This is a genomic window from Frondihabitans sp. OV104 (assembly GCF_057787745.1).
In genome coordinates this window covers 203,118-228,180 of record NZ_CM173541.1, presented here as the reverse complement: position 1 = coordinate 228,180, position 25,063 = coordinate 203,118, and the positions used below count along the sequence as shown (strand labels likewise).

General features: G+C 68.1%; 24 protein-coding genes, 1 tRNA gene and 1 pseudogene. 11 read left to right on the top strand and 15 right to left on the bottom strand.

Going from position 1 to position 25,063, the window contains the following annotated elements; genetic code table 11:
* Positions 1-26: 26 nt before the first annotated feature.
* From AC3CBB_RS01125 to AC3CBB_RS01115, 3 genes are all read right to left on the bottom strand, one after another.
* Positions 27-821: a hypothetical protein gene (locus AC3CBB_RS01125; protein ID WP_488625667.1), complete on the bottom strand. Its 795-nt coding sequence runs from the start codon at positions 819-821 to the stop codon at positions 27-29.
* A gap of 352 nt (positions 822-1,173) precedes the next feature.
* Positions 1,174-2,127 carry an ATP-dependent nuclease gene (locus tag AC3CBB_RS01120; protein ID WP_488626769.1) on the bottom strand — a complete coding sequence of 318 codons (954 nt, stop codon included), beginning with the start codon at positions 2,125-2,127 and terminating at the stop codon, positions 1,174-1,176.
* Between the two features lie 16 nt (positions 2,128-2,143).
* Positions 2,144-2,410, bottom strand: coding sequence for a hypothetical protein (locus AC3CBB_RS01115; RefSeq protein ID WP_488625666.1), 267 nt, complete (start codon positions 2,408-2,410; stop codon positions 2,144-2,146).
* Between the two features lie 306 nt (positions 2,411-2,716).
* On the opposite strand from AC3CBB_RS01115, the gene AC3CBB_RS01110 reads away from it, so the two are divergent.
* Both AC3CBB_RS01110 and AC3CBB_RS01105 read left to right on the top strand, forming a co-directional pair.
* Positions 2,717-3,885 (top strand): IS3 family transposase gene (locus AC3CBB_RS01110; RefSeq protein ID WP_488624446.1). Its coding sequence is split into 2 segments (ribosomal slippage): positions 2,717-3,005 and positions 3,005-3,885, totalling 1,170 coding nucleotides; the frame shifts between segments, so codons are not numbered across the junction.
* Between the two features lie 157 nt (positions 3,886-4,042).
* Positions 4,043-5,274 (top strand): annotated as a pseudogene (locus AC3CBB_RS01105) (IS30 family transposase).
* A 46-nt stretch (positions 5,275-5,320) separates the two neighbouring features.
* Here the strand turns inward: AC3CBB_RS01105 and AC3CBB_RS01100 are convergent.
* The gene (locus tag AC3CBB_RS01100) at positions 5,321-5,854 is read right to left on the bottom strand and encodes a DUF723 domain-containing protein (protein ID WP_488625665.1); all 534 of its coding nucleotides are present in this window, start codon (positions 5,852-5,854) and stop codon (positions 5,321-5,323) included.
* A gap of 513 nt (positions 5,855-6,367) precedes the next feature.
* Here AC3CBB_RS01100 and AC3CBB_RS01095 point away from each other — a divergent pair.
* The gene (locus tag AC3CBB_RS01095) at positions 6,368-7,225 is read left to right on the top strand and encodes a hypothetical protein (protein WP_488625664.1); all 858 of its coding nucleotides are present in this window, start codon (positions 6,368-6,370) and stop codon (positions 7,223-7,225) included.
* Here the strand turns inward: AC3CBB_RS01095 and AC3CBB_RS01090 are convergent.
* Positions 7,220-7,783 carry a helicase associated domain-containing protein gene (locus tag AC3CBB_RS01090; RefSeq protein ID WP_488625663.1) on the bottom strand — a complete coding sequence of 188 codons (564 nt, stop codon included), beginning with the start codon at positions 7,781-7,783 and terminating at the stop codon, positions 7,220-7,222. The genes AC3CBB_RS01095 and AC3CBB_RS01090 overlap by 6 nt on opposite strands.
* Positions 7,784-8,158: 375 nt before the next feature.
* On the opposite strand from AC3CBB_RS01090, the gene AC3CBB_RS01085 reads away from it, so the two are divergent.
* Entirely contained in the window at positions 8,159-9,124 is a 966-nt protein-coding gene (locus AC3CBB_RS01085; RefSeq protein WP_488625662.1) for a hypothetical protein, read from the top strand.
* Positions 9,121-10,947 carry a hypothetical protein gene (locus tag AC3CBB_RS01080; protein ID WP_488625661.1) on the top strand — a complete coding sequence of 609 codons (1,827 nt, stop codon included), beginning with the start codon at positions 9,121-9,123 and terminating at the stop codon, positions 10,945-10,947. Before AC3CBB_RS01085 ends, AC3CBB_RS01080 begins: the two co-directional genes overlap by 4 nt.
* Before the next feature lie 241 nt (positions 10,948-11,188).
* On the opposite strand, the gene AC3CBB_RS01075 is transcribed toward AC3CBB_RS01080, so the two are convergent.
* Positions 11,189-11,260: transfer RNA gene (locus AC3CBB_RS01075), tRNA-Gln, on the bottom strand.
* Positions 11,261-11,437: 177 nt separating this feature from the next.
* On the opposite strand from AC3CBB_RS01075, the gene AC3CBB_RS01070 reads away from it, so the two are divergent.
* The gene (locus AC3CBB_RS01070; RefSeq protein ID WP_123506288.1) at positions 11,438-11,950 is read left to right on the top strand and encodes a MarR family winged helix-turn-helix transcriptional regulator; all 513 of its coding nucleotides are present in this window, start codon (positions 11,438-11,440) and stop codon (positions 11,948-11,950) included.
* A gap of 46 nt (positions 11,951-11,996) precedes the next feature.
* On the opposite strand, the gene AC3CBB_RS01065 is transcribed toward AC3CBB_RS01070, so the two are convergent.
* From AC3CBB_RS01065 to AC3CBB_RS01045, 5 genes are all read right to left on the bottom strand, one after another.
* The gene (locus AC3CBB_RS01065; protein WP_123506289.1) at positions 11,997-13,814 is read right to left on the bottom strand and encodes an ABC-F family ATP-binding cassette domain-containing protein; all 1,818 of its coding nucleotides are present in this window, start codon (positions 13,812-13,814) and stop codon (positions 11,997-11,999) included.
* Positions 13,815-13,998: 184 nt separating this feature from the next.
* On the bottom strand, positions 13,999-14,430 hold the full coding sequence (locus tag AC3CBB_RS01060) for a molybdenum cofactor biosynthesis protein MoaE (RefSeq protein WP_488625660.1): 432 nt from the start codon (positions 14,428-14,430) through the stop codon (positions 13,999-14,001).
* On the bottom strand, positions 14,423-14,947 hold the full coding sequence (locus AC3CBB_RS01055) for a molybdenum cofactor synthesis domain-containing protein (RefSeq protein WP_488625659.1): 525 nt from the start codon (positions 14,945-14,947) through the stop codon (positions 14,423-14,425). The genes AC3CBB_RS01060 and AC3CBB_RS01055 overlap by 8 nt, the downstream gene beginning before the upstream one ends.
* Complete coding sequence (gene moaC, locus AC3CBB_RS01050) at positions 14,944-15,444, bottom strand: cyclic pyranopterin monophosphate synthase MoaC (protein ID WP_123506292.1); 501 nt, start codon at positions 15,442-15,444, stop codon at positions 14,944-14,946. The genes AC3CBB_RS01055 and moaC overlap by 4 nt, the downstream gene beginning before the upstream one ends.
* Positions 15,437-16,762, bottom strand: a complete 1,326-nt coding sequence (locus AC3CBB_RS01045) for a molybdopterin molybdotransferase MoeA (RefSeq protein ID WP_488625658.1) — start codon at positions 16,760-16,762, stop codon at positions 15,437-15,439. Before AC3CBB_RS01045 ends, moaC begins: the two co-directional genes overlap by 8 nt.
* A gap of 51 nt (positions 16,763-16,813) precedes the next feature.
* Here AC3CBB_RS01045 and AC3CBB_RS01040 point away from each other — a divergent pair, with 51 nt between their 5' ends.
* Entirely contained in the window at positions 16,814-17,698 is an 885-nt protein-coding gene (locus tag AC3CBB_RS01040) for an MTAP family purine nucleoside phosphorylase (RefSeq protein WP_488625657.1), read from the top strand.
* Positions 17,698-18,738, top strand: a complete 1,041-nt coding sequence (locus AC3CBB_RS01035) for an NAD-dependent epimerase/dehydratase family protein (RefSeq protein ID WP_488625656.1) — start codon at positions 17,698-17,700, stop codon at positions 18,736-18,738. Before AC3CBB_RS01040 ends, AC3CBB_RS01035 begins: the two co-directional genes overlap by 1 nt.
* 74 nt (positions 18,739-18,812) lie before the next feature.
* Here AC3CBB_RS01035 and AC3CBB_RS01030 read toward each other — a convergent pair whose 3' ends face one another.
* Entirely contained in the window at positions 18,813-19,946 is a 1,134-nt protein-coding gene (locus tag AC3CBB_RS01030; protein WP_488625655.1) for a sensor histidine kinase, read from the bottom strand.
* Positions 19,943-20,683, bottom strand: a complete 741-nt coding sequence (locus tag AC3CBB_RS01025) for a response regulator transcription factor (protein WP_488625654.1) — start codon at positions 20,681-20,683, stop codon at positions 19,943-19,945. The genes AC3CBB_RS01030 and AC3CBB_RS01025 overlap by 4 nt, the downstream gene beginning before the upstream one ends.
* 194 nt (positions 20,684-20,877) lie before the next feature.
* On the opposite strand from AC3CBB_RS01025, the gene AC3CBB_RS01020 reads away from it, so the two are divergent.
* Genes AC3CBB_RS01020 through AC3CBB_RS01010 form a run of 3 tightly spaced genes read left to right on the top strand, consistent with a single transcriptional unit; the run spans position 20,878 to position 22,957 of the window.
* Positions 20,878-21,594, top strand: a complete 717-nt coding sequence (locus AC3CBB_RS01020) for a glycosyltransferase family 2 protein (protein ID WP_488625653.1) — start codon at positions 20,878-20,880, stop codon at positions 21,592-21,594.
* Positions 21,591-22,283 carry a TIGR04282 family arsenosugar biosynthesis glycosyltransferase gene (locus tag AC3CBB_RS01015; RefSeq protein ID WP_488625652.1) on the top strand — a complete coding sequence of 231 codons (693 nt, stop codon included), beginning with the start codon at positions 21,591-21,593 and terminating at the stop codon, positions 22,281-22,283. Before AC3CBB_RS01020 ends, AC3CBB_RS01015 begins: the two co-directional genes overlap by 4 nt.
* Positions 22,280-22,957 carry a methyltransferase domain-containing protein gene (locus AC3CBB_RS01010; protein ID WP_488625651.1) on the top strand — a complete coding sequence of 226 codons (678 nt, stop codon included), beginning with the start codon at positions 22,280-22,282 and terminating at the stop codon, positions 22,955-22,957. Before AC3CBB_RS01015 ends, AC3CBB_RS01010 begins: the two co-directional genes overlap by 4 nt.
* Before the next feature lie 176 nt (positions 22,958-23,133).
* On the opposite strand, the gene AC3CBB_RS01005 is transcribed toward AC3CBB_RS01010, so the two are convergent.
* Entirely contained in the window at positions 23,134-23,619 is a 486-nt protein-coding gene (locus tag AC3CBB_RS01005; RefSeq protein ID WP_488625650.1) for a hypothetical protein, read from the bottom strand.
* Positions 23,616-24,977 carry a molybdopterin-dependent oxidoreductase gene (locus AC3CBB_RS01000; protein WP_488625649.1) on the bottom strand — a complete coding sequence of 454 codons (1,362 nt, stop codon included), beginning with the start codon at positions 24,975-24,977 and terminating at the stop codon, positions 23,616-23,618. Before AC3CBB_RS01000 ends, AC3CBB_RS01005 begins: the two co-directional genes overlap by 4 nt.
* Positions 24,978-25,063: the final 86 nt, after the last annotated feature.

The following is a 25,063-nucleotide window of genomic DNA, read 5'->3' as shown; positions in this document are numbered from 1 at the left end:
GGTGCGGCCCGACAGCCCGCAGAGGGTCACAGGCTGAGGACGTCGACCTCGCCCTTGGGGGTGACCCATTCGGTGCGCTCCCACCCGCTGTCGCTGCTCCACATCAGAGCGCCGAGGCCGGGTACGTCGCCTGCGATCCACACGTGGGTGATGCCGTCGGGCAGGGCGGGGTCATCTAGTGGCGGTGAGGGGCGCTCGTGGCGCCAGCCGGGCGCCATCATCACGTCGATTAGGTCGCTCAGGTCGGGGTCTTCGTAGGCAAGCAGGTCCATGGCGTCTGACTCGAACAACAGCGCCCCCAGGACTGCGGCTGCGGAGCCAATCGTCGCCCAGATGAACGCGTGCCGTTCCGGGCCGCCCGCGCGCAGGAGTTTCGGCGCGACGTCGCTCTCGCGTTCGAGGACACCGGTGACCCAAGATGCGACCGAAACCGGGTTCTCCCACGACGCCCATCCCTTCGGGTAGATCCGGATCATCGCCTGGTCATCGTCATCGTCGAGGACGCTGACCGCGGCGACTCCGAGCGCGTCCAGGGCTTTCAGGAGCGGCGCGTTTCCCGACTCCGCAGCCCACCCGTCGGCGGGGAAGACACCACGACTGAACGACTCTGGGTCGACACCGTTCAGGAGGCCGGGCAGGGTGCTGCGGAGCCGCTTGACGTCGGCGTCGTGCCGAACGGAGACGTGCCACCCGGGTTGGCCGGCTTCGAGGTCGAGGATGCGCCCCATCTTCCGAAGCGCGTCGGTCTGTTGCCGGTGATCCACGTCGTTGTCGCTGACCACTTCGATCGGGATGAGCGTGCCGTCGACGTCGTGGATCATGGCGTCGACCTGACCGGGTGCGGTGCCATCGTCGGTTCGCTCAACAGTGGTGTCCAAGTGCTCGGCGACGATCTGCCGCGCCCATCGTTCCTGGCGTCTCTCGGGCCGCGGGGTACTCGTCACAATAGACTCCCGTGGGCCGTCGTCTTAGCGCGCATGGGGTCACCGTAACTCTCGGTCTCGATATAGAGCAGTCATCGCTCACAGAGCATGGGACCAAGGCACGAGGAGGTTGGGCCCGAAGAAATTCTCGACGACTCCTGTCGATGTTCGACGACTCGTTCGGCATCCGTGTCAAAAACCCCTAATCGCCTCGAACTATGAAGTCGACGATTCCTGCATAGAGGCCGAGCTAGGGCGTCTTAGCTAACGCCTCTATGGCGTCGAGCACATCGCTCCATCTGGCGTAGTCGGCCGTCTTGGCGTGTTTCTCTAGCCAAGCGGGGAATTCCGACTTTCCGCGCGGCGTAAAGTCGTACCGATATTCGCCGCCCACTTTAGTTTTAGACTTGAGCACGATCTCCTCGCCAAACGAGTCAACAAACTTCTGCATGAGCGGAGCGGTGAACAGCCATTCACTTTCGGCGTCCTCAAGGCCTCCGAGGTACTTTGAGTATTCGAGAACGAGTTTCTTTTCGAAGCCAAATCGGTTCCGCATGAGGTCACGCGCCGAACGACCTTCCTTGTCCGAATCAAAGAGAGCCGCAATCGTCTGGTTGGCTTCCGCTTTGAAGAGGACCGCTTGAGCCACGGCGGAATGCGCCCCTGTGCACGCAACGACGGCGACCTCGTTAAATATGTCGGTACGACCCATAGATTTCGCGGCCAGTTCGAGGAACCGCTTGTCCGTTTCACCCTCGACCACGAGGAGCACCTTGCTTGCGGCAGGAACTGAGTTGTATCGGTCGAGCAAATCTGGCACGACGGCATCAACGAACAAGCCCGATAGGACCTTGGCGTGTGAATTCGTCCCAGCCGCAGTTCCGAGCACCCTCGAAATTCCGTCACTTACACCTTTTTCCAGAGCGACGACTTGAGAGTTTTCCGACCGGGACACGATAAATGGTGAGTGCGACGTGACGAGAAGCGTGACGTCGTCTCGCTCGGCGAGTTTCTCCAGATCGCCTCGAAGGTTTTCTTGCGCGGCAGGGTGAAGGAATGCTTCCGGCTCTTCGAGAGCGAAGATGATTGACTGCCGGCTCGCCTCACTCAAATATCTGAGGAGCGCCACCAGAACGCCTCCAGCCACTCCAGTTCCTTTAGCGGACAGGTCCGTTTCGACGGAGTCCTTCAGCCTGATACTAATATTTGACAGAGTCTCTTCAAGAGACGTTACCGAAGGGAGAAGGGAGAAGGGAGACGCCTGTTAGTTCGGGAAAGAGCTTCTGACTTAGCACGAGAATCTTCGCGGTCATTGGAGCCAGAAGGCCATCTTGCAATCGTTGCGCGTAATCGACACGAGCCTGCTCAGATTCGGCATACTTGTCACCCAGTTCTTCCCGGAGAACCGAGTGAAGAATCTCGCGGAATTGTCCAACAAGGAGAGCCTCGATACTTTGGCCGCTTTCGACGGCGACAAAGCGCACCATCTTGCGAAATTGCTTTAACGCCCTGTCGTTTAGCGCGGAATCACCACGGCGCCCGCCTGCACCTTTCGCTGCGAAATACTCCTGTCGGACAAGACCAGTATTGCGACTGCCCCGATACGAGACGACAAATCGAACCTCATGATCATCGGCGTAAGTTGCGCTGCCCGCGCCTACTACCGTCTCTTCGTACTCCTGGAGGTAGCGCCTAAGAGTCTTCTCGGAGCTCGTCTTACCATTTGGGACTGCTGAGGGTTCGGTTGACTCCAATCGGTAGGGGCATTCGCCCTTGCTGGAAGGATGTTCAACATGGTGAAGGCCTATCCACCGGAGTTCCGACGTGACGTGATCGCGGTCGCCCGCCGAGGCGAGGCATCGCATCGACAAGTCGCGAAAGACTTCGGGATCTCCGAGACGTGCTTGCAACGGTGGCTTCGAGTAGCAGACCGTGACGAGGGACTCGATCCGGCGTCAGCGTCAACCGCAGCAGCAAAGGCGGCCGAGCAAGCGGCGCTGAAAGAGGCGCAGAAACGGATCCGGCTGCTCGAGCAGGAGAACGAGATCCTGCGCCGGGCGGCGGCGTATTTCGCCCAGTCTCAACTCCCAAAATGAGTTACCCGCTGGTCCTTGACCTTGCCGCTGACGGAGTCCCCGTCACGGTGGCCTGCCGGGTGCTCGGCTTCTCCAAGCAGGCGTTCTATCGGTGGAGGAGCAACCCGGTCAGTCAGCGCGATTGGGACGACGCCCATCTCACGAACGCGGCTCTCGATGTTCACGAGGACGACCCGACGTTTGGGTATCGGTTCATCGCCGATGAGTTGAAGGCCGCCGGGCATCGGACATCGGAGCGACGTGTCTGGCGGTTGTGCTCCCAGCAGCGGCTCTGGTCGCTGCACTCGAAGAAACGCGGCCTGAACCGCAAAGCCGGCCCACCGGTGCACGACGACAGGGTCAAACGAGAGTTCACCGCTCCGGATGTGAACCGGCTCTGGCTCTCCGACATCACCGAGCACGAGACGGCCGAGGGCAAGCTCTACCTGTGCGCTGTGAAGGACGCCTGCTCCCGTCGGATCGTGGGCTACTCGATTGACCACCGAATGAAAGCGTCCCTCGCTGTCAACGCACTTCGGATGGCTGTCGACCGCCGGAGCCCGGCCGGCACTGTGGTCCACTCCGATCGGGGCAGCCAGTTCAGGTCCAAGACATACGTCCGCGCTTTGAGCGAGGCGGGGCTGCTCGGCTCGATGGGCAGAGTCGGTGCGTGCGCCGATAACGCTGCGATGGAATCGTTTTTCGCGCTCCTGCAGAAGAACGTTCTGAACCAGCGGAAATGGGCTACAAGGGAGCAGCTGCGGCTGGCGATAATCACCTGGATCGAGGCCAGCTATCACCGGAAAAGGCGCCAACGTGGCCTCGGCAAGCTGACACCGGTCGAGTACGAAGCCATAATCAACCCACAGGCCGCAATCGCGGCCTAGGAAACCGAGTCAACTAAACCCTCAGCAGTCCCTATCCGATTTGAGTTCTGGTCAACGTGCCCTATTCGGGTGCGGGCGCTACTGCGTCTCGGATAACTAAGGTGGCCTCAACCGGTGGGTGCACTGTTACTCGGCAGGATGAGTGGTGGAGGTGCGTATGGAATACACGGCGGAGCAGGAACAGGCGATCTGGGCGGGCTGGCGGCAGGGTGAGTCGTTCCGGCGGGTGGGCGATCGGGTGGGCCAGCCGGCGCATGCGATTCAGTACTTCCTGCGAGGTCATGGCGGCATCAAGCCGGTGACGTCTCGGCGAGACCATCGTCATCTCACCGGGCACGAGCGGGAGGAGATCTCCCGCGGCATCGCTGCCGGCTGGTCCGTGCGCAGGATCGCTGCGTCTTTGAGGCGTCCGCATTCGACCGTGTCCAGGGAGGTCGCCCGCAACGGTGGGCGGGCCGACTACCGTGCCGCCGCTGCGGACCAAGCAGCCCAGACTCGAACAAGCGGCCCAATCCGACCCGGCTGCGCGAGCGGCCTCAGCTGTTGAAGGTCAGGAAAGCCAAGCTAGAACTGGGTTGGTCGCCTGAGCAGATCGCTGCCTGGCTGAAGCTAACCTTCCCCGACGACCCGACGATGCGCCTGTCCCACGAGGCCATCTACCGGTCGATCTATTACGTCTACCGCCGCAAGCTTGACCGCGGCATGTCGCAGCATCTCCGCTCTGGACGCACCATCCGGCGGCCACGGCGCGGGAAGCGAGTATCGGGCCGAGGGCGGCTGAAGAACATGGTCCCGATCACCGCCCGCCCCGCCGCCGTGGAAGACCGCCTGCAGGCCGGCCACTGGGAGGGTGACCTCGTCATGGGGAAGCGGCCCTCCGCCGTGGCGACACTGGTCGAACGAAGCACCCGCTTCGTGAAGGTCATTCCCCTGCCCGACGGTTACAAAGCGGACGCTGTCCGAGTCGCCGTGACAGCGGCATTCGACGACGTCCCGGAAAGCCTACGGCGGCCACTGACCTGGGACCGACGCCGCGAGATGGCCGAGCATCAACAGCTCGCCACCGACCTCAAAATGGACGTCTACTTCTGCGCCCCAGCCAGCCCCTGGCAACGCGGATCCAACGAAAACACGAACCGTCTGCTTCGCCAATATCTCACGAAGGGATCCGACCTCCGACGGTTCTCCAACGTCGACCTCGAAGCCATTGCAACCCGTCTCAACGATCGGCCCCGGCAAGTCCTCGACTGGGCCAGCTCGAAGGACCGCTACAGGGCCGAATCGTCGCCCGCTACTCTCAAATTAACGAGCGGTGCATCGACCAGTTGTGGCCACCGTCCTCGACAAGTCGGAATGCAGCTCCACGGCGACTTGACGACGTGTCGATGAGCCGCGCCCGTCAGCCGTGGACCGGTGCCTCGCGGTTTCGAATCCGCTAGGCGGACTTCGGTTCACGCCGCCGCGCCGGGCTCTTTCGCCTGGTCCACCGCCCGTCACCTTTCCGATGAGCCGCATTGGACACGTCATGGGAGCATTGCCGGCAGCCGACCGCGCCGCGAGCGATGTGGTTGTCAGGCCGCTGGCCGAAGGCGCCGTGGGTCGGGCAGACGACGGTGATTGGCGACTTCATGTCTATGAACTCCATCAGGGAGTAGTCGAAGCGACCCCCGTGGTGTTCGGCCGCCTGGACCAGGAACTTCGCGCCGCGGGCTTCCGAACTGGCATTAGCGCGTCCTGCGCAGTCACGGCAACCTTGCGCGGCGTGCTGATTCTTGGTCGTCCGTCGGCGGTGTTCGCTGGGCTGCATGCGGAACGGCCCGTGGTGAGGGCAAATGATGGTGACCGGGGTGGATCCGTTCACGTACTGGTCGGCGACGTGCCGGTAGTCGTACCTGCCGTCATGAATCGTCGTGACGGTGGCGATGAAGTCGGCGGCGCGTTCTTCTCGGGTGGCGGTTCGAAAATCCATGGGTGCTCTCCAAGATCGGTTGTCTTGGTGACGTATGCCGCGGCCCCGACACCAGCGGGGAGTCCGCACCTCCGGAGGGGGCGAACGTCTCCGAACCAGCCCCGTCCCGAGCGTTTCACCTGTCGGTCCCGCTCCTGCCGGCGAGCCTGCATAGCGATTGGCATGACACCGATTCATGCCGAAACTTTTGACCATCTCCGGAACGCCACCGTCTCTGCGGGTCTCGTCCAGCCAGACGGATCCGACATCGTCACGGTCACCGACGGCCTCGCGGGTCGCCCGATGGGCGCCGCCTACGGTCGCCCCTTCCTGCGGTCGGGTTTGAGGCCCGATTGTTCCCACCACCGATGCTGGGAGCCGACACCTCTGACCCGACTCACCCCACTCGCCAAGCGCACCGACGGCGACGGCGACGGCCCCTATGTTCGGCAGTTGCGAGACGAACCACGCAGGGCACTAGCCCTGTACCGCCCCGGGATGCCTCCGGAGAGATGGCAGTCCATCCGAGCATTCGTGGATGATGCCGTCGCCATCGCCGCGCCCGCCTGTCACTACCTCGCCGAGCGGCTCCTCGTCGTGTTCGCGCAGTACGTCGACTGGGTCGTCAACGTGTGCGGCTACGCCCTCAACGAAGAGGCGGTGTTCCATCCGGTGATGATCCGCCGGTACGTGTCCCGCACCGACATGTCCTGGAAGGACAAGACCCGGCGCGACTACCGGTCCCTCCTTCTCCGAATCTCCGAGGTCATCGTCCCCGACGCGGGCGCCGTCCCGTTCGCCGCTCTCAACGGACAAGCGGTCACGACTCCGTACACTGACCTGGAGCTGTCGCTGCTCGAGGCGTGGGCGCGTGGTCAGTCCACTGAGGCGCGTCGGCGCGGCGCCGGAGCGGTACTGGCCCTGTGCGCCGGCGCCGGTCTCGAACCCTACGACGTCCAGAACCTTCACCAATCCGACATCCAAGTCAGCAGCCGAGGCGTCACCGTCCGCACCCCGGGGAGCGTTCCGCGGCAGGTCCCCGTCCTTCGCCGGTGGGAGCCGCTCCTGCGGGATGCCATCCGAGCGCTCGACTCGGACGCGTTGGTCCTCGGTAGAGGGGACCGGGACACCACGTTCAACGTGGTGACCGGGTTCCTGCGGAAGACTAGTCGCAGCGCGGAACCCGATCTGATGCCGGTCCGGATGCGGACCACTTGGCTCGTTCACCACCTCGCCGCGAAGACGCCCGCGAACCTCGTCATGGACGCCGCGGGCCTCAGCAAGGCCGAGCACCTTGTCGGGCTGCTGCGCCACGTGCCAGACCTGAACAACACAGTCGAGCGAAAGCGGATAATCGCCGAGACCCGTGTCGGATCGTCGTGCCAGTCATAGGACGCGAAATGGTGCCGATCGAAGGGCGCGTTCGCGCGCGGGATCGAGTCTTCCCGAGCCGGCGAGGCTTCGCTGCAGGGCGACCCATCTACCTAGGCTTACCTCCTCGTGATCGATTGACCGGCGGCGGGGTGCGCGGCCGTGTGTGGCCCAGAAGCGCTGGTGAGCGTCGAAGGACGCCTGCCAGGCGTCGATCCGTGGTCGCCACGAGAACCCTGGAACCGCTTCAAGGCGGCGGCGCTGGTAGGTGCAGAAGGAGTCGGCGATCTGGCGGAAGTATGCCAGCACGTCGACGAGGGTCTGCTCCTCGGTGACGGCTCTTGGCCGGTGAGAGTCGGCGCGCGGGAAGTGGCCCTCGCGGGAGACGAACTCGTCGAGGCTTTTCGCCCGGGCGTTCCAGCGGGCGACGTACGTTTCGGGCTTGTCGTCGTGCCCTGTCTCCGCGAGGTAATAGCTGAGGCCGCGGCGCTGATCGTGGGTCAGGCCAGTGACGCTGATGCCGGCGAGGTGTCGGTACTCGTCGTGCAGGGCTTGGAGGGCGGTGTTCGGGGTAGGCAAGGTGTCCTCTCCGAGACCGGCGGTCGGTCTCGGAGCGGATATGCGCGGATGGCATCGTCATCGGGGAGGCCCTGCGGTGCGTCGATGACTTGAGTCCGCTAACAGGACGACATGCGTCGCCCGGATCACTACGGTTGCCCGGGTCCGCACAGCAGAGAGCAACCCCATTTCCGTGCACACCCACCGGCGCCCCAACACGTCGTCGACGACCGGCAACTCGAGGTGCGCCGAGATGCTCTTTACCCTCAGAACGGGGGGCGAATGGCATGGAGGCGGACAGCGCGATGCTTGTGTTCATGCGGATCGAGGGCCTTCGAATCTGAAATGGACGATCTCAGCTCCCGACAGGGCCGACCGGTCCGGCATAGCCCAGCCATGCACATCATTCACGCCCTCATCCGCACCACCACGCAGCTCCTCCGGCTCCTGGTCGGGCTGCCCATGAGCACCGACTACCGCCCCGCGTTCTCCACCGCACGGTGGGCCGTCATCGAGCGGCTCGTCACCGACGCCGCATCCATGACGTCACTTGCGACCTACCACACCGACCGTGGCCTGATGGCCGTCGCCGCACCCTTCGCCGACTGGGTCGTCAACGTCTCCGGCTACCCTGCGAAAGACATCGTCGTCTTCCACCCCGTCATGGTGCGCCGGTACATCTCCCGCACCGACGTGACCTGGACGGACACCACGCGTCGTTCCTACCGGTCCGTGCTGATGCGCATCTCCGAGACCGTTAACGTCACCGCGAACCCAGTCCCGTTCTCGCCCACCTCCGCGCAAGAGGCTCTCGCCCCCTACACGACCATCGAACTCGACCTCCTCGAAGCATGGGCCCGCGGACAGGCGACCGCCGCGCGCCGCCGTAGCGCCGGAACCGTCCTCGCGCTTTGCGCTGGCGCCGGACTCAAGCCCAACGAGCTCCTCCAGGTTCGACGCCGCGACATCATCATCGACGAGACCGGCATCCAGGTCATCGTCACGCCTAAGCCCCGAATCGTGCCCGTTCTGGCTCGCTTCGAAAATCTGCTCCGCGAAGCCATCGCCGATGTCCCCGACGACGTCTGGGTGTTCGGGTCTCCCAAGCGCACCCGGCACGGCATCAACACCGTCAACATGTTCATCCGCGACACCCAACGCTCCGCCGAACCCGACCCCGTCACCACCCGCATGCGGAACACATGGCTCATCACCCACCTGGCCGCACGCACCGACCTCCGCTCGCTCATGGCAGCCGCCGGCGTAACCAAGTTCGACAACCTCGACCTCCTCACCACCTATGTCCCCGCCCTTGACCCGGCTGAGTACCAGCGTCAGCTCCGCACGGAGGTCGCACGATGACCGCGCCGCTCGCGAAACACCACGATGCCGACAAGGTCGACGAGTGGTTCGAGAAGTCCTTCGGCATGACCATCGTCAAGTGGACCGAGCTCAGCAACAGGCGCCCTGTTTCCCGGGCCCTCAGGGAGGTCGAGCTCATCTTCGACCGTCGAAACATCCAAGGGCTCATCGATGGTTTCAAACGCGAAGTCCTGAAGTCCAACGCCGGCCAAAAGTCGAAGGTCAGCGAGGCAGCGGCCTTGATGTTGCTATTCGTGTCCATCCGCGCCGGCAACAAGATGTCGCTCATGGGTGCCGTCAAGATGTTGATGAACATGTCCCGAAACCAGCGGCGCCGCCTCGGATTCCGCTATTTCAGCGAGGACCATCAGGACCTCATGTACGACCGCGTCTGGGCCGCCCTCGCCCGGTTGCGTCAGCTCCTGGACGATGAACCCGGCAACCGCAATGAAGCGACGCCGGCACCCAAGTACCTCAAAGACGTCGCCGACCGCGACCCCATCGAGATGGCTCGCCGCCGCCGCCGACGCACCATCCTGATGAACGAGCTTCTACAGGGCTCTGTCGACCTCCTCGCCGACGAGGTCCGTGACCGTCACGCTGGCGTCGTCGCCATCGACGCGACGTTCCTTAGCCTCGCCGGACGCCAGAAACTCGCGGAGAACATGGGAGCCGGCGACTCCGCCTGCACGAATCACGGAGGCGGCTGGTACGTACGCGAACGCGACCACAAAGCAACCAGCGCCACTCTCAAGACGGCCCAATACGGAATCGAAATCGAGCTCGCCATCTGGGCGCGCAACAGCCCCGACGCCGACATGGACTTCCCGCTCCTCTTCAGCGCCATCGGCGACCACAAACCCGGTGAGCTCAAAGGCGCCGGCCGCCAGCTCCTCGACATCATGCTCGCAAACGGCATGAAAGTCACCACACTCGGGGCCGACCGCGCCTACACGCCTAACGCCATGCCCGAAGACCTGCAACTCCCCTTCATCCAGCACGGCGTAAACCTCGTCATGGACTACGGCATCAAGCAGCTCGGCATCCAGGCTTACTGGACCGACGGACGACACAGCCTCGTCATGTGCGACGGCTCCTGGTACCCCAACACGATGCCAATGCACCTTCAGCTCTGCGAGGAGACCTACGCGAAAGCAAAGGTCACCGCTGAAAACCTCAAGAAGAATAAGAAACTCGTCGCCGCAGCAACAACGAAAGCCGACGCGCATGACCTCGTCGTGAAGCAACGAGAAGAGCGCGGCAAATTCCGCCTGACGCCCCGTAGCCGCCACGCCGCAGACGGTTCGCGCCAGTACTCCTACCCCCGAACTGAGCGAAGCGGACCGCTACTACGTCAACGAACACGGCGAAGTTATCGAGTACAAGTTCCCCGGAAAGACCGTCAAGGTTCCGGGCGTCATCGGAACGACCCCGAGGGCGAAGAGATTCGCACCCACCTCAAGTACGGCCAGGAGTACGAGTTCAAATCGGAGAAGTGGCGTCGCATCTACGGCCTCCGCAACACCATCGAGTCCGGAAACGCGTCCATCAAAAACGAAGAGGAACTCGCCCTCGGCAACAAGATGCAGCGCCTCGTCCGCGGACCTTGGTTCGCCGCGCTGTGCGCCGCCATGGCCGCCGCATGCGAGAACATCGACCGAATCGTCGACTGGTACCAGGAGCGCCTCGGACTGGCCCACCGGAACCAGAAGAACCGGTCACACCCAAGCGTTTACAAGATTCGCAACTCCGAAGAGTACCGAGCCAGCCGACGCCGCGCCTACAACGCTGTCGAACCGCCCGACGAAGGCATCGCGGCCTGAGCGGCCGCATCCCGAACTGAATAGCACCACCCGCAACCGGCAAAACACCCCGCGCCCGGACCGATGCCCCCTGCCGAATTTCGGTCAGGGGGCATCGTTATGTCTCCGCGCAGTTGCTCTGCCGCCCGACAACGTGCAGATTAACCCGCTGAGGCGCGCATTTACGGCAAACGGAACTGCCCAAAAGCCGTCTTCTCGAATAGACCAAATGGATTTTCGATGAAGACCGAATTGCCCTCGGCTCCGCCTCCAGGACTCGAACCTAGACCTAACAGCTCCAAAGGCTGTCGTGCTGCCATTACACCAAGGCGGATCGCGCGCTCAGGCGCCGAATCAGTCTGCCAGATCGCGCCTGTGCCGGCGCGCGGAGCGGCTCGCGCGGTGTAGGCGGGTGCTGGTCGGTACGGGCACGCCCCCGGAGGCCCGCCCGAGCCGACCGGCACCCGCCGAAGCACCCCGCCGACACGGCGGGCACGGCCATAATGGCAGGATGCTCGAACCCGACGCCGAGGGCACGCACGACGAGGTGGACCGCATCGTCGCCGCGTGGAACCGCGAGCGCCCCGACCTCGACTTCGCGCCCCTCCACGTGCTGTCGCGGGTCGGCCGCATGTCGAAGCACCTCGACCGGGCACGCCGCTCCGCTTTCGCCGCGAGCGAGCTCGAGTCGTGGGAGTTCGACGTGCTCTCCGCCCTTCGCCGCGCCGGCGCCCCCTACGAGCTGTCGCCCAAGGCGCTCCTGACGCAGACCCTGGTGTCCAGCGGCACCATGACGAACCGCATCGACCGCCTGAAGACCCGTGGGCTCGTCGATCGGCGCACCGACCCGAGCGACGGGCGCGGAATCCTCGTGCGGCTCACGCGCGAGGGCGGGCGGGTCGTCGACGCGGCCATCGAGAAGCTGGTCGAGGCAGAGCAGGAACTCCTCGTCGACCTCTCCCCCGACGAGCGGCAGGCGCTGGCGGGGTTGCTCCGGGCGCTGTCGCTGAGCCTCGGGGACTGAGGCCGGCCGTTCCTGCGTCGATTCAGCCCTGTGCAGGGCCAAGCCGCTAGCCCTCGAGCTTCTCGCTGACGGCTAGCCAGGCGAGCTCGAGCTCCTCGGCCTTGGACTCGACCGCGGCGACCTGCTTCTGGAGCTCGCCGAGCCCGGCGTAGTCGTTGGGGTCGTGCGCAGCGAAGGTGTCGAGCAGGGTCTGGCGTTCGACCCCGGCCTTCTTGAGGCGGCGGTCGAGGGAGGCGAGCTCCTTCTCGGCGTTGCGCTTCTCGGCGCCCGACAGCCCGGAGGCCTTCGCGGCGGCGACCACCGAGGCACTGGCCCCCTGGGTGGCGGTGGGCCGGTCGGTCGCCTCGCCCTGACCGTCGACGGCTTCGCGGCGGATAGCCAGGTACTGGTCGACTCCGCCGGGGAGGTGCTGCATGCGTCCGCCGATGACGGCGTACTGCATGTCGGTGACGCGCTCGAGCAGGTACCGGTCGTGCGACACGACGAGGAGAGTGCCCGGCCAGGTGTCGAGCAGGTCTTCCATCGCGGCGAGCATGTCGGTGTCGAGGTCGTTCGTGGGCTCGTCGAGAATCAGGACGTTCGGCTCGTCGAGCAGGATCAGCAGGAGCTGCAGGCGGCGCTTCTGGCCTCCCGACAGGTCTTTGACGGCTGTCTGGAGCTGCGGCGTGGTGAACCCGAGGCGCTCGAGGAGCTGGCCGGGCGTCATCTCCTTGCCGCCCGAGACGTACGAGGTGCGGTAGCGGCCGACCACGGTGTTGACCCGCTCGTCAGCGAACTCGGCCAGGTCGGAGAGCTGCTGGTCGAGAATCGCGAACTTGACCGTCTTGCCGCGCGTGACGCGGCCTGCCGTGGCCTCGACCTCGCCCGTGACGAGCTTGAGCAGCGTCGACTTGCCGGCGCCGTTGACGCCGAGGATGCCGGTGCGCTCCCCCGGTGCGATGCGCCACTCGATGTTCTTCAGGATCTGCCGCTCGCCGTACGACACGTCTGCCTCGATGATGTCGACGACCTGCTTGCCCAGGCGCGACGTCGCCATCTGGCTCAGGGCCACCTTGTCGCGGACGGGCGGCTCGTCGGCGATCAGCGTCTCGGCGGCCTCGATCCGGAACTTCGGCTTCGCCGTGCGGGCCGGAGCACCGCGGCGGAGCCAGGCCAGCTCCTTCTTCATGAGGTTCTGGCGCTTGGCCTCCGTGACCGAGGCCGAGCGGTCGCGCTCCACGCGCTGCAGCACGTACGCCGCGTAGCCGCCCTCGAAGGGCTCGACGATGCCGTCGTGCACCTCCCACGTGTCGGTCGACACCTCGTCGAGGAACCACCGGTCGTGCGTCACGACGACGAGCGCGCCCTGGTTCGACGACCAGCGGCGCTTGAGGTGCTCGGCCAGCCACGCCACGCCCTCGACGTCGAGGTGGTTGGTGGGCTCGTCCAAGAACAGGATGTCCCAGTCGCCGACGAGCAGGGCCGCGAGCGCGACACGGCGGCGCTGGCCGCCGGAGAGGTCGTTGATCGTGGAGCCCCACGGGATGTCGGTCGCGAGACCGGAGATGACGTCGCGGATGCGCGAGTCGCCGGCCCACTCGTGCTCCTCGCGGTCGCCGACGATGACCTCGCTGACGATGGCGTCGAGGGGCAGGATGTCGCGCTGGTCGAGCACGCCCATCGTGACGCCGCGGCGGGTCGTGACCCGGCCGGAGTCGGGTTCGAGCCGCCCCGCGAGGATGGAGAGGAGCGTCGACTTGCCGTCGCCGTTGCGGCCGACGACGCCGATGCGCGAGCCTTCGTCGATGCCGAGGGTGACGCCTTCGAAGACGACGCGGGTCGGGAACTCGAGGTGAAGCGCTTCTGCGCCGAGGAGGTGTGCCACCTGACAAGGGTAGGCGGTATCGGCCGGCGGTCCGACCGGCTGGGCGCTGCGGTGGCGGAACGGGCTCGCGGCCGCGGGGGCTGGGCCCGCTGAATCGGCAGGATCCCGCCCGCGCGACGGCGGGCGCGAGCCGAGACGGCGGGGCTCCGCCCGGCGGCACGGGCTGACGCCGACCCCCGACCTCTCAGCCCAGCGACGCCACCCACTCGCTCGATCCGTCGGCGAAGTCCTGCTTCTTCCAGATCGGCACGCGCTTCTTGATCTCGTCGACCAGGGCGCCGCAGGCCGCGAACGCCTCGGCGCGGTGCGCGCTCGACACGGCGGCGGCGAGCGCGACGTCGCCGATCATCAGCGCGCCGACGCGGTGCTCGACGGCGATGTGCACGCCGGGGTGGGCCTTCGCGACCTCGGCCGCGACCTCTGCCATCACGTGACCGGCCGTCGGATGCGACTCGTACTCGAGCGCCGCCACCTCCCGGCCGCCGTCGTGGTCGCGGACCACGCCCTCGAACGTGACCACGGCACCGGCGTGCGCGCGCCGCACGAGGTCGGCGCAGTCGGAGACGCTCAGCACGTCGGACGTGACGCGAGCCTGCAGGACGGACGATTCAGCCATGGTCGCTCCCGGTGATCTGGTCGAGCAGGTGGTCGAGCACGGTATCGAGCACCGCCAGGCCATCCTTCACCCCGCCGGGCGATCCCGGGAGGTTGACGATCAGCGTGCGCCCCGCGACGCCGACCACGCCGCGGCTCAGCATCGCCGTGGGCGTGACCGCCAGGCCACGGCGCCGCAGCTCCTCCTCGACCCCGGGCAGCCGCTTGTCGAGCAGGGGCAGCGTCATGTCGGGCGTCGCGTCGGTGGGCGTCACGCCGGTGCCGCCGGTCGTGACGACGAGGTCGACAGGCTGCGCGATGCCGGCGATCAGAGCCCGACCGACCGGTTCGCCGTCGGCCACGATGGCCGGCTCGTCGACGGCGAAGCCCCGGTCGCGAAGCCAGCGCAGGATCCCGGGGCCGGTGCGATCCTCAGCCGTCCCGGCCGCTGCCCGCGTCGACGCCACCACCACGAGCGCCGTGCGAGGCTGACCGAGCGGGGTCGCCGGGGTCGACTCGGCGGGGTCGCCCGCCGTCATGCCCGGCTCCAGTCGCCGCTCTTGCCACCCGACTTCTCGAGCACCTTGATCTCGCCGATCTCGGCGAGCTTGTCGACGGCCTTGATCATGTCGTACAGGGTGAGCGCCGCGACGCTGGCGGCGGTGAGCGCCTCCATCTCGACGCCGGTGACCCCGCGCGTCGACACGGTCGCCATGACGGTGACCGAGTCGCCCTCGGAGGTGAAGTCGACGGTTACCGATCCGATGGGCAACGGGTGGCACAGCGGTATCAGCGTCGACGTCTGCTTCGCCGCCATGATCCCGGCGATGCGGGCCGTGCTGAGCGCCTCGCCCTTGGGCAGGCTGCCGTCGACGATCCGGGCGACGACGTCGACGCGGGTGCGGAGCACGGCCTGCGCGGTCGCGATCCGCTTCGTCTCGGCCTTCGCCGTCACGTCGACCATGTGGGCGCTGCCGTCGGCGCGGACGTGCGAGAGGGCGGGCTGCGGCGTTCCGGGAGGCGTGGTGTCAGTCATCGAGCGCCCACACTACGACCTCGTCGCCGGCCTCGACGCGGCCGACGTCGACGGGGATGTGCGCGAGCACGGTGGCCTGCGCGTACTGGTGGAGGAGGTGCGACGACGGGCCGCCGACGAAGTGGACGAGCCCGGCGGCATCGAGGCGGGCTCGACGGAGCTGGTGCTTGCCTGGAGGAGAGTCGGCACCCTCGGCGAGGACCGCCGTCGCGTCGCGTCGCGGGAGCGCCCTGCGGGCCCCGGCGGCGAGAGGCACCCGCAGAAAAGCCTCGAACGAGATCAGTGCGCTGACGGGATTCCCCGGGAAGCACACCACCGGCAGCGAGGCCTCGCCGACGGGGAGGGTACCCCACCCCTGCGGGCCGCCGGGCTGCATGGCGACCGAGCCGAACTCGATGCCACGGGGCTCCAGCGCCTCGCGGACTACCTCGTAGGCACCGGCGCTCACGCCGCCGGTGGTGACGACGAGGTCGAACGCCGGGCCGTCGGCGGTGGCGAACCCGTCGAGCAGCGCCAGGAGGGCGTCGACGGCGTCGGGCACCTGGAACACCTCGACTCGAGCCCCGAGATCGGTGAGGGCGACGCTGAGAGATGCCGCGTTGGCGTCGTGGATCTCAGCGGCGGCGAGCGCGGACGCAGGTGCCGGCCCGGACGCAGGTGCCGGCCCGGACGCAGGTCTCAGTGCGGGTGCCGATGCGGGTGAGGCCTCGACCCGCAGCTCCGACCCCGTCGAGACGACCGCGACGCGCGGCTGGGCGACGACGTCGACGGTGGCGACCCCGGCCGAGGCGAGCACGCCCCAATGAGCCGGGCCGAGCACCGTGCCCGCGGCGAACAGCAGATCGTTTCGGCGGACGTCGGAGCCTGCGGTCCGCACGAACTGCCCGGCGGGCGCGTGCGGGAGCACGACGTCGCCGTGCTCGCCCTCGGGAAGGAACCGCGGCGGGTCGGCGACCTCGATCTGCACGACCGCGTCGGCACCATCGGGGATGGGTGCGCCGGTCATGATCGGGGCGGCGGTGCCGGCCTCCAAGGGTGGGGGTGCGACGCCGGCCGGGATCCTGCGCCCGATCGTCAGGGCTCTCGGCCCGTCGGCGAGCTCGCGGCTGCGAACGGCATAGCCGTCCATCTGCGAGTTGTCGAAGGGAGGGAGGTCGATCGGAGCGACCACGTCTGCCGCGAGGACCCGCCGTCGGGTGGAGCTGTCGCCGCGGGCCAGCAGGTGTGAGTCGACGCTCAGGGTCTCGGTGGAAAGCCCCTCGAACACCCGCGCCACCAGCCCGGCGACGGCCTCGGCGTGCTCTTCGATAGTGCGCACTCGCGCCTCTCTTTCATCTTCGGCCGGGCTGCTCCCGATAGTCTCGCATCCATGACATCGGTGCCTCGTGAGTTATCCACAGACGCCCCGGCGAGCGGCTCCGCGCCGCGCGTCGACATCGCCGTGATCGGCGGATCGGGGTTGTACTCGCTGTTCCCCGAGGCCGAGTCGCACGTGATCGACACCCCGTACGGGCCGACCTCGAGCCCCGTCACGATCGGCGAGATCGGCGGCAGGCGTGTCGCGTTCCTGACCCGGCACGGCGGCGACCACTCGGTGCCGCCGCACCGCATCGGCTATCGCGCCAACATCTGGGCGCTCGCGTCGCTCGGCGCCAGGGCCATCGTCTCGTCGTCTGCCGTCGGCGGCGTCCACCCCGACTACCCGCCGGGAACGCTGGTCGTCACCGACCAGTTCATCGACCGCACCTGGGGACGCGCCGACACCTTCTACGACGAGGGGTCGGTGCAGCATCTCGCGGCGGCCGACCCGTTCGACCCGATGCTCCGGTCGCTCGCGGTCGACGCGCTCGCCGCCGAACTGGGCTCGTTCGCTCCCTCGGGCACCTGCGTCGTGATCCAGGGACCCCGGTTCTCGACGCGCGCCGAGTCGGTGATGTGGCGGCAGCTCGGCGCCCACACCGTCAACATGACGATGGCGCCGGAGGTCCCGCTGGCGGCAGAGCTCAACATCGGCACCGTCAACCTCTCGTTCGTCACGGACAGCGACGCGGGTCTGGCGCCGTCCGACGACGACGAGACCGACGGCGATGCGGTTAGCGCCGAGCTCGTCTTCTCCCGCCTCGCCGACGCGCAGCCGCGCATCGTCGCCGCCATCGAGCGGATCGTCTCGTCGATCCCCGCCGACTACGCGTCGCGCGAGCTGATCGCACCGGCCGCTGTCGCCGAGGTGCTGGCTCGGCCGGTCACGCGCTGATGCTGCTCGTCACCGGCGGCGCCGGGTTCATCGGCAGCACCATCGTCGAGGCGGCCCTCGCCGCGGGGCACAGCGTCCGCGTGCTCGACAGCCTGCGCTCCGACGTTCACGGCGCGAAGCCCGAACCCGACCCGCGCGTCGACTTCGTCGAGGGAGACGTCCGCGACCACGCCGTGGTCGACGCCGCCCTCGACGGCATCGACGCCGTCTGCCACCAGGCCGCGAAGGTCGGGCTCGGCGTCGATTTCCAGGACGCCCCCGACTACGTGTCCTCGAACGACGTCGGCACGGCCGTCGTGCTCGCCGCCATGGACCGTGCCGGCATCGACCGCCTCGTCATCGCGTCGTCGATGGTCGTCTACGGCGAGGGCGCCTACCGCGGGCCGTCCGGCATCGTCCGACCGGCAGCCCGCCGTATCGGCGACCTCGACGCCGGCGTCTTCGACCCCCGAGACGCGGCCGGAGACCTCCTGACGCCCGAGCTCATCAGCGAGGACGCCCCCCTCGACCCCCGCAACGTCTACGCGACGACCAAGCTGGCGCAGGAGCACCTCGCCACCGCCTGGGCCCGCTCCACCGGCGGGCGTGCCATCGCCCTCCGCTACCACAACGTCTACGGGCCCGGCATGCCGCAGAACACGCCGTATGCCGGCGTGGCCAGCCTCTTCCGCTCCGCCATCGAGCGCGGCGAGGCACCGCGCGTCTTCGAAGACGGAGCACAGCGCCGCGACTTCGTGCACGTCCGCGACGTCGCCTCCGCCAACCTCGCCGCGCTCGACGCCACGAAGGCCCAGGAGCCGCGGACCTTCCGTGCCTTCAACGTGGGGTCAGGCGACGTCCACACGATCGGAGAGATGGCAGCCGCCCTGTCGCGGCACAGCGGAGGGCTCCCGCCGGTCACCACAGGTGAGTACCGCGCCGGCGACGTCCGCCACATCACGGCGTCGTCGGCTCGCCTCCGTCGCGAGCTCGGCTGGGCACCGGCGGTCAGCTTCGACGAGGGGATGCGCGAGTTCGCGTCCGCGAGCCTGCGCCCGTAGCCCGGAGTCGTCGTCGCGACTTCGCCGCGGGGTCGTCCGCCGACGCTGCCGACGAGTCGCCCCACAGCAGCGAGCTAGCCTACGACCCGCCGCGGCACGATGAGGTCGAAGCGACAGCCTGCGCCCGTGTTCTGCACCCGCACACGACCGCGATGCGCGGTGATGATTCCCTCGACGATCGCGAGGCCGAGCCCGGCACCGCCGGAGGCCCCGGGCGTCCGAGCCTTGCCGGCCTGCCAGCCGGGCTCGAAGACCCGCCCGAGGTCGGCCTCGTTGATGCCGCCGGCGGCGTCGCTGACCGACAGCACGACGTCGTCGCCGTCGACCGCGACCGCGAGCTCGATCTCAGCGCCGACGGGCGATAGCCGCACGCTGTTCATGATCAGGTTGGCCATCGCCCGGGTGAGCTCGTCGGGGTCGGCGTCGAGGGTGACGTCGGCGACGTCGCGCGCCGCGAGCACGACGCCGCGCGCGCTGGACACGGGTTCGAGCTCGGTCACGATGTCGTCGAGCAGCTCGGTCGTCCGCACCTTCTGCACCGTGAGCTTGAGAGCGCCGGCGTGGATGGTCGACAGCTGGAAGAGGTCGTCGACCATGCCGCCCAGCTTGTCGACCTGGGCGAGCATCTGCTGGTGGTATCGCGCCGGGTCGGCGACGATTCCGTCCTGGAGGGCCTCGGCCATGGCGCGGAGCCCGGCGAGCGGCGTGCGGAGGTCGTGCGAGATCCACGCGACGAGCTCGCGCCGCGCGGACTCGGCGCGGGCCTCGCGATCGCGCGACTCGCGGAGTCGGGAGTCGGAGGCGGCGAGCTCGCGAGCGAGGGCCGCGAACTCGTTGGCCACCGGGGCGGACGCCGGCTCGAGGGAGTCGGCCGAGCCGGACCCGACTCGCTTCGCCTGCGCGATCAGCTCGCGGCTGTTGCGGACCAGCGTGAACCCGAGCACCAGGGCCAGCCCCAGCGAGACGACGCCCGCCACGGCCGCCACCCACAGGAAGAGGTGGAAGTCATGCGCCGAGAGGTACATCTGGTCGGCGGCGACGACCATGCCGCCGACGAGGGATCCGATGGCGGCCACCGCGACGATCGCGATCTGCGCTACGAGCGAGACGCGTCGGAGCAGCCGCAGCACGAGGAGCGCGACGATGCCGACGACGAGGGCGGCGCCCAGAGCCCAGGCGGCGAGGTGGACGAAGTCGAGAGCGGTCACGCCGCGACCGCCGCGTCGGGCACGAAGCGGTAGCCGACGCCCCACACAGTAAGCAGGTGCACGGGTGCAGCAGGGTCGGCCTCGACCTTCTCGCGCAGGCGCCGCACGTGGACGGTGACGGTGGACAGGTCGCCGACCTCCCACTCCCACACCGCCTTGAGCAGCTCCTCGCGGCGGAACACCTGGTCGGGGTGTCGAATCAAGAACGCCAGCAGGTCGAACTCCCGCACGGTGAGCACGAGCCGCCGCCCCTCGACCGAGATCTCGCGCTGCGACACGTCGAGCCGGAAGACGCCCTCCACGACCACGGCCTGAGGCTCGAAGGGCGCAGTCGTGCGGCGCAGCACGGCATCGACCCGGAGCATCAGCTCGCGTGGCGAGAACGGCTTCACGAGGTAGTCGTCGGCCCCGGCCTCGAGCCCGTCGATGCGGTCGGCCTCTTCGCCGAGAGCGGTGAGGATGATCACCGGCACGTCGGTGAACGCGCGGATGCGACGGCACACCTCGAGCCCGTCGACGCCGGGCAGCATGCGGTCGAGCAGGATCAGATCGGGCCGGTTGTCGCGGACCCGGGCCACGGCGGACAACCCGTCGGCGACAAGGGCGGCAGCGTGTCCGCGCGACCGGAGGTACGAGACGACGACCTCCGCGACGATCGGATCGTCTTCGACGACGAGCACACTCCGGCCCGGAGCAGGGGTGACGGCCACGACGGGACTCGGAGCAGAGAAGGACACGTCTGATATTTTACGTCCGCTTCCCGAGAGCAAAGCCGATTTCCGCAGATGTCCAGGTTCTGTAATGATTCCGGCGGCCTTCGGCTCGACAAGACACCTACTGTCAGGGAATGTCCACCATTCCCACCGGAAGCGGGTCGGCTCCGAACTACCACCACGGCGCCACTGGGGGGCCGAGAAGAACCGGAGTTCCCATGAGCACCATCCAGGTCGACGTGATCCTGCCCTGTCTCGACGAAGAAGCGGCGCTGCCATGGGTGCTGTCGCGGCTGCCCGAGGGCTACCGCGCGATCGTCGTCGACAACGGGTCGACCGACCGCTCAGCGGCTGTGGCGCAGGAACTCGGCGCCACCGTCGTCCATGAGCCCCGCCGCGGCTTTGGCGCCGCCGCGCACGCCGGGCTGACTGCCGCGACCGCGCCCTACGTCGCCTTCTGCGACGCCGACGCCTCCATGGACCCCGCCGACCTGCCCGCGCTCGTCGCGCCCGTCGTCACCGGTGCCGCAGACCTCACTCTGGGCCGCCGGCGCCCGACCCGGCGCGGTGCCTGGCCCGTCCACGCCCGCCTCGCCAACTTCGTCCTCGCCCGGCTCATGCGCCGCGCCTCCGGGCTCCGCCTGCACGACCTCGGCCCGATGCGGGCCGCCCGCCGCGACGACCTCCTCGCCCTCGACCTCCGCGACCGCCGCAGCGGCTACCCGCTCGAGATGGTGCTGCGGGCGACCGAGTCCGGCCTGACCGTTCTGGAGCTCGACGCCCCCTACTCGCCGCGCGTGGGCCGCAGCAAGGTGACCGGCACGCTGCGCGGAACGATCCGGGCCGTCCAGGACATGTCTGCGCTCCTGCGCGAGCAGCGCCCCGTCGCCACGGCGCCGGTCCGTGCCGAGTCCCGCGAAGGAGCCCTCCGATGAGCGCGGCCCCACTCATCACGGTCGTCGTGATCGCCAAGGAATGCCTGCCCGGCCGCGTCAAGACCCGCCTGCACCCGCCGCTCAGCCTGGAGGAGGCAGCCGTCCTCGCCTCGGCCAGCCTCTCCGACACGCTCCAGACGGTGGCCGCGCTGCCGGCGGCCCGACGCATCCTCCTCTTCGACGGCGTCACTCCCCCGCCCGACGCCCACGGCTTCGACGTCGTCCCGCAGGCTTCCGGCGGTCTCGACGAGCGCCTCGCCGCGGTCTTCGACCTCGTCGACGGCCCCCTGCTGCTGGTCGGCATGGACACCCCGCAGCTCACCCCGTCGATGCTCGCGCCCGTGTTCGAGCCGTGGCCCGACGGAGTCGACGCGTGGTTCGGCCCCGCCAACGACGGCGGCTTCTGGGGCATCGCCCTGTTCGAGCCGACCGGTGACCTCGTCCGCGGCGTGCCCATGTCGCAAGACGACACCGGCCGCCACCAGCTGGACCGACTCGCCGAGTCCGGCCTCGGAGTGGGCTTCCTGCAGGAACTCACGGACGTCGACACGATCGATGACGCCCGGGCCGTGTCCGCGGCGGCGCCCACCACCCGCTTCGCAGGCACCTTCCGCGATCTGGCGACCACCGCAGTTCCTGCGCCCCTCGCTTTCGCCGACGCCTCGACCGACGGTCGAGCCACCCTGTGAGCATCGCCGAGATCGGCCGCGAGGCCACCTTCGGGGCAGGTGGCTCCGAGCCCTACGCGCATGCCCTGCGCCGCGAGGGCCGGCTTCAGCTGGTGCGCGACGCCGGCGCCGTCATCGACTCGTACGACCTCGGCCGCTGGATGGCCGACGCCGATGCCGTCGACCGCGCACTGCTGGCCGCCGAGGCCGGGCCCGTGCTCGACATCGGCTGCGGCCCCGGGCGCATGGTCGCCGCGGCCGTCGACCTCGGCTTCGTCGCCCTCGGCGTCGACGTGTCGCGTGCAGCCGTCAAGGTCGCACGCCGCGCGGGGCTTCCCGTGCTGGCCCGAAGCGTCTTCGACCGCCTGCCCCGCGAGGGCCACTGGAAGACGGCCCTTCTGATCGACGGCAACATCGGCATCGGCGGCGACCCCGCCGCCCTCCTGGCACGCTGCGCCGAACTGCTCGACCGCCGAGGCGCGGTCGTGGTCGAAGCGCAGCCCGTCGACTCCGTCGACGACGTGTTCACCGCGTCGGTCCGAGACGACGAGGGCCGCACGAGCTCGACGTTCCCGTGGGCCGAGGTCGGCTCCGAGGCGCTCACCCGCCACGCCCACCGCGCGGGCCTCGAGCTCGACGACGTGTGGCGTGCCGACGGCCGCGTCTTCTGCCGCCTCACGCCGACCCGCCGCTGACGCAGGCGCGGCAGGCGCGCCTGCCCCGCCCAGGCTGGTGAGGGGTCGCTACTTGCTCTCGAGGGGGTGCTCGCCGACAACGAGCGACTCTTCACCGCCGGTGGCGGGGGGGGGGGGGGGGGGGGGGCGCCGCGCAGGGGCGCGAGGCGTTGCGCGCGCCACGCCACGACGCGACGTCAGGCCAGCTTGCTCGCACGCCGCGCGCGCACCCGCAGGTACACGATGACGCTCAGCCCGACGATGACGGCGATGGCGGCCCAGAGCAGCGCCAGCCGAGGCGCATAGTCGAAGGGCAGCACGGTCGGGTTCTTCGGGATCTTGGCCTTGCGGATGATCTCCGGTACGACGACGAGGGTGAAGATCGATCCGACCACCACGCCCGCCTGGATGATCGCGAGGACTCCGCCCGGGACCCTGCGCCCGGCTCGCCTCATGACCACGCTGATCGCGACGACTGCCGGAGAGATGATGCCGTCGTGGATGATCACGGCGCCGATCAACCAGGTCAGCAGCCCCCAGATGCTCTTGGGCTTCACGGTGTCGACCATGACCCAGGCCCCCAGCAGGATCGCCAGGGCTCCGGCGATGATGAGCACCGTGCGCACGACACGGGTGCCGCGCCCCACCCTCAGCTCGACGCCGTCGGCCGGTGCGGCGGTCATGCGATCACCTCGATCGAGCTCAGCCATTTGGTCTGCAGGACGCCCGGGCGGCCGGGCGCGATCATGCGTGCGGGATACCCGTGGTCGATGTCGAGCCGCTTGCCGTTGAGCTGGAGCGCCACGAGCGTCGTGGGGTCGTTGACGTATTCGCGACCCATCAGCGTCACGCGGTAGCCGCCCTTCTTCTCGAGGCTGGTGATGCGCAGGCTCTCGGTCTCGGTCGCCCCGACCGCAGCGACAAGGTCGCGGAGGCGGACGCCCGTCCAGTGGCCCATCTGGCTCCAGCCCTCGACGCAGGAGATCGGAAGCGACTCGGCGGACTGCGGCATGGCCTCGAGGTCGTCGAGAGAGAAGGTCGTGGCCTCGCCGTTGCGCATGAGCGTGAGCACCCAGCTCGGGTCGGTCGCCGTCTCGAGCACCTGCGCCGCCTTGGCGGTGCGATTCACGGGCAGGTCGTTCGGACCGATGCCGTTCTTGCGGGGCGCGAAGACGTTGATCGGGCCGAGGGCGGTGATGGACTGGCCGCCCGTCAGAGCGACGAGACCCACGGTCGTGCCGCCGACGGCGGCGATGAAGCCACGCCGGGAAGTCTTCTTCTCGACCTCCGGGGTGCGGTCGATCCAGTCGAAGATGCGCCCGACGAAGCCGCGCGGGGGCCGGGACTCGACGACGGCGCTCGAGATCTCGGCCGGGAACACGACATCGGGGTCGCGAAGCGCGTCGGCGTCGTAGTCGAGGGCGGCGAGGCGCTCGCGGGCGACGTGCTCGCGCGACGCCGGCACGATGTCGTCGGCGAGCGGGATGAAGTCGCCGTTCTCGTCGTAGCTGTCGCGGGCCCGCCAGTAGCGCTGGATGACCGGCAGCTTGACGCCGATGTGGACGGCCAGCGAGCCGATGATCACGTAGGCGAGCGCGTAGTGAACCTGCTTGAACGGGAACGGCCACGGGTAGTACTGGAAGGTGTTGAGCAGGCCGGTGAAGATCTGCACGAGCGAGGCGGCGACGAACAGAGCGATCGACGCGCGCTCGAGCACCTGCAGGGGCGTCTTGATCGGCGGCCACTGGAACAGCTGAGGGAAGACGGCGTAGAGCTTGGCGAAGAGCAGGGGGAAGCAGGCGATGCCGGCGGTGATGTGGATGCCCTGGGTCCAGCGGTAGAGCGAGACGGGACGCGTCGGGAAGCGCATCCACGACGCCGGCTCTTGCAGGAAGTGGCTGTACAGCCCCGTCAGCAGGCAGATCAGGAAGGCGAGGCCCAGGAGTCGACCGACAGCCACGGCCGTCCGCGCGTTGCGGTTCGGCGAGGTCATCGACCGCCGGAGGCCGTACATCAATTCGCGCATGCTGTATCTCACCACGAACGGTCCTCTCGTCGAGCCGATCTGCTCGAAACGTCACCGTCGCGTAAGGAGTTCGGACCCGCGGTCGGACTCGGTAGGGCAGA

Bases quoted from the DNA above. Each gene is read 5' to 3' on its own strand.
- AC3CBB_RS01125 (WP_488625667.1), bottom strand. From the start codon at position 821: ATGATCCACGACGTCGACGGCACGCTCATCCCGATCGAAGTGGTCAGC.
- AC3CBB_RS01115 (WP_488625666.1), bottom strand. From the start codon at position 2,410: ATGGTGCGCTTTGTCGCCGTCGAAAGCGGCCAAAGTATCGAGGCTCTC.
- AC3CBB_RS01100 (WP_488625665.1), bottom strand. From the start codon at position 5,854: ATGGATTTTCGAACCGCCACCCGAGAAGAACGCGCCGCCGACTTCATC.
- AC3CBB_RS01085 (WP_488625662.1), top strand. From the start codon at position 8,159: ATGCACATCATTCACGCCCTCATCCGCACCACCACGCAGCTCCTCCGG.
- AC3CBB_RS01080 (WP_488625661.1), top strand. From the start codon at position 9,121: ATGACCGCGCCGCTCGCGAAACACCACGATGCCGACAAGGTCGACGAG.
- AC3CBB_RS01070 (WP_123506288.1), top strand. From the start codon at position 11,438: ATGCTCGAACCCGACGCCGAGGGCACGCACGACGAGGTGGACCGCATC.
- AC3CBB_RS01060 (WP_488625660.1), bottom strand. From the start codon at position 14,430: ATGGCTGAATCGTCCGTCCTGCAGGCTCGCGTCACGTCCGACGTGCTG.
- AC3CBB_RS01055 (WP_488625659.1), bottom strand. From the start codon at position 14,947: ATGACGGCGGGCGACCCCGCCGAGTCGACCCCGGCGACCCCGCTCGGT.
- moaC (WP_123506292.1), bottom strand. From the start codon at position 15,444: ATGACTGACACCACGCCTCCCGGAACGCCGCAGCCCGCCCTCTCGCAC.
- AC3CBB_RS01040 (WP_488625657.1), top strand. From the start codon at position 16,814: ATGACATCGGTGCCTCGTGAGTTATCCACAGACGCCCCGGCGAGCGGC.
- AC3CBB_RS01035 (WP_488625656.1), top strand. From the start codon at position 17,698: ATGCTGCTCGTCACCGGCGGCGCCGGGTTCATCGGCAGCACCATCGTC.
- AC3CBB_RS01020 (WP_488625653.1), top strand. From the start codon at position 20,878: ATGAGCACCATCCAGGTCGACGTGATCCTGCCCTGTCTCGACGAAGAA.
- AC3CBB_RS01015 (WP_488625652.1), top strand. From the start codon at position 21,591: ATGAGCGCGGCCCCACTCATCACGGTCGTCGTGATCGCCAAGGAATGC.
- AC3CBB_RS01005 (WP_488625650.1), bottom strand. From the start codon at position 23,619: ATGACCGCCGCACCGGCCGACGGCGTCGAGCTGAGGGTGGGGCGCGGC.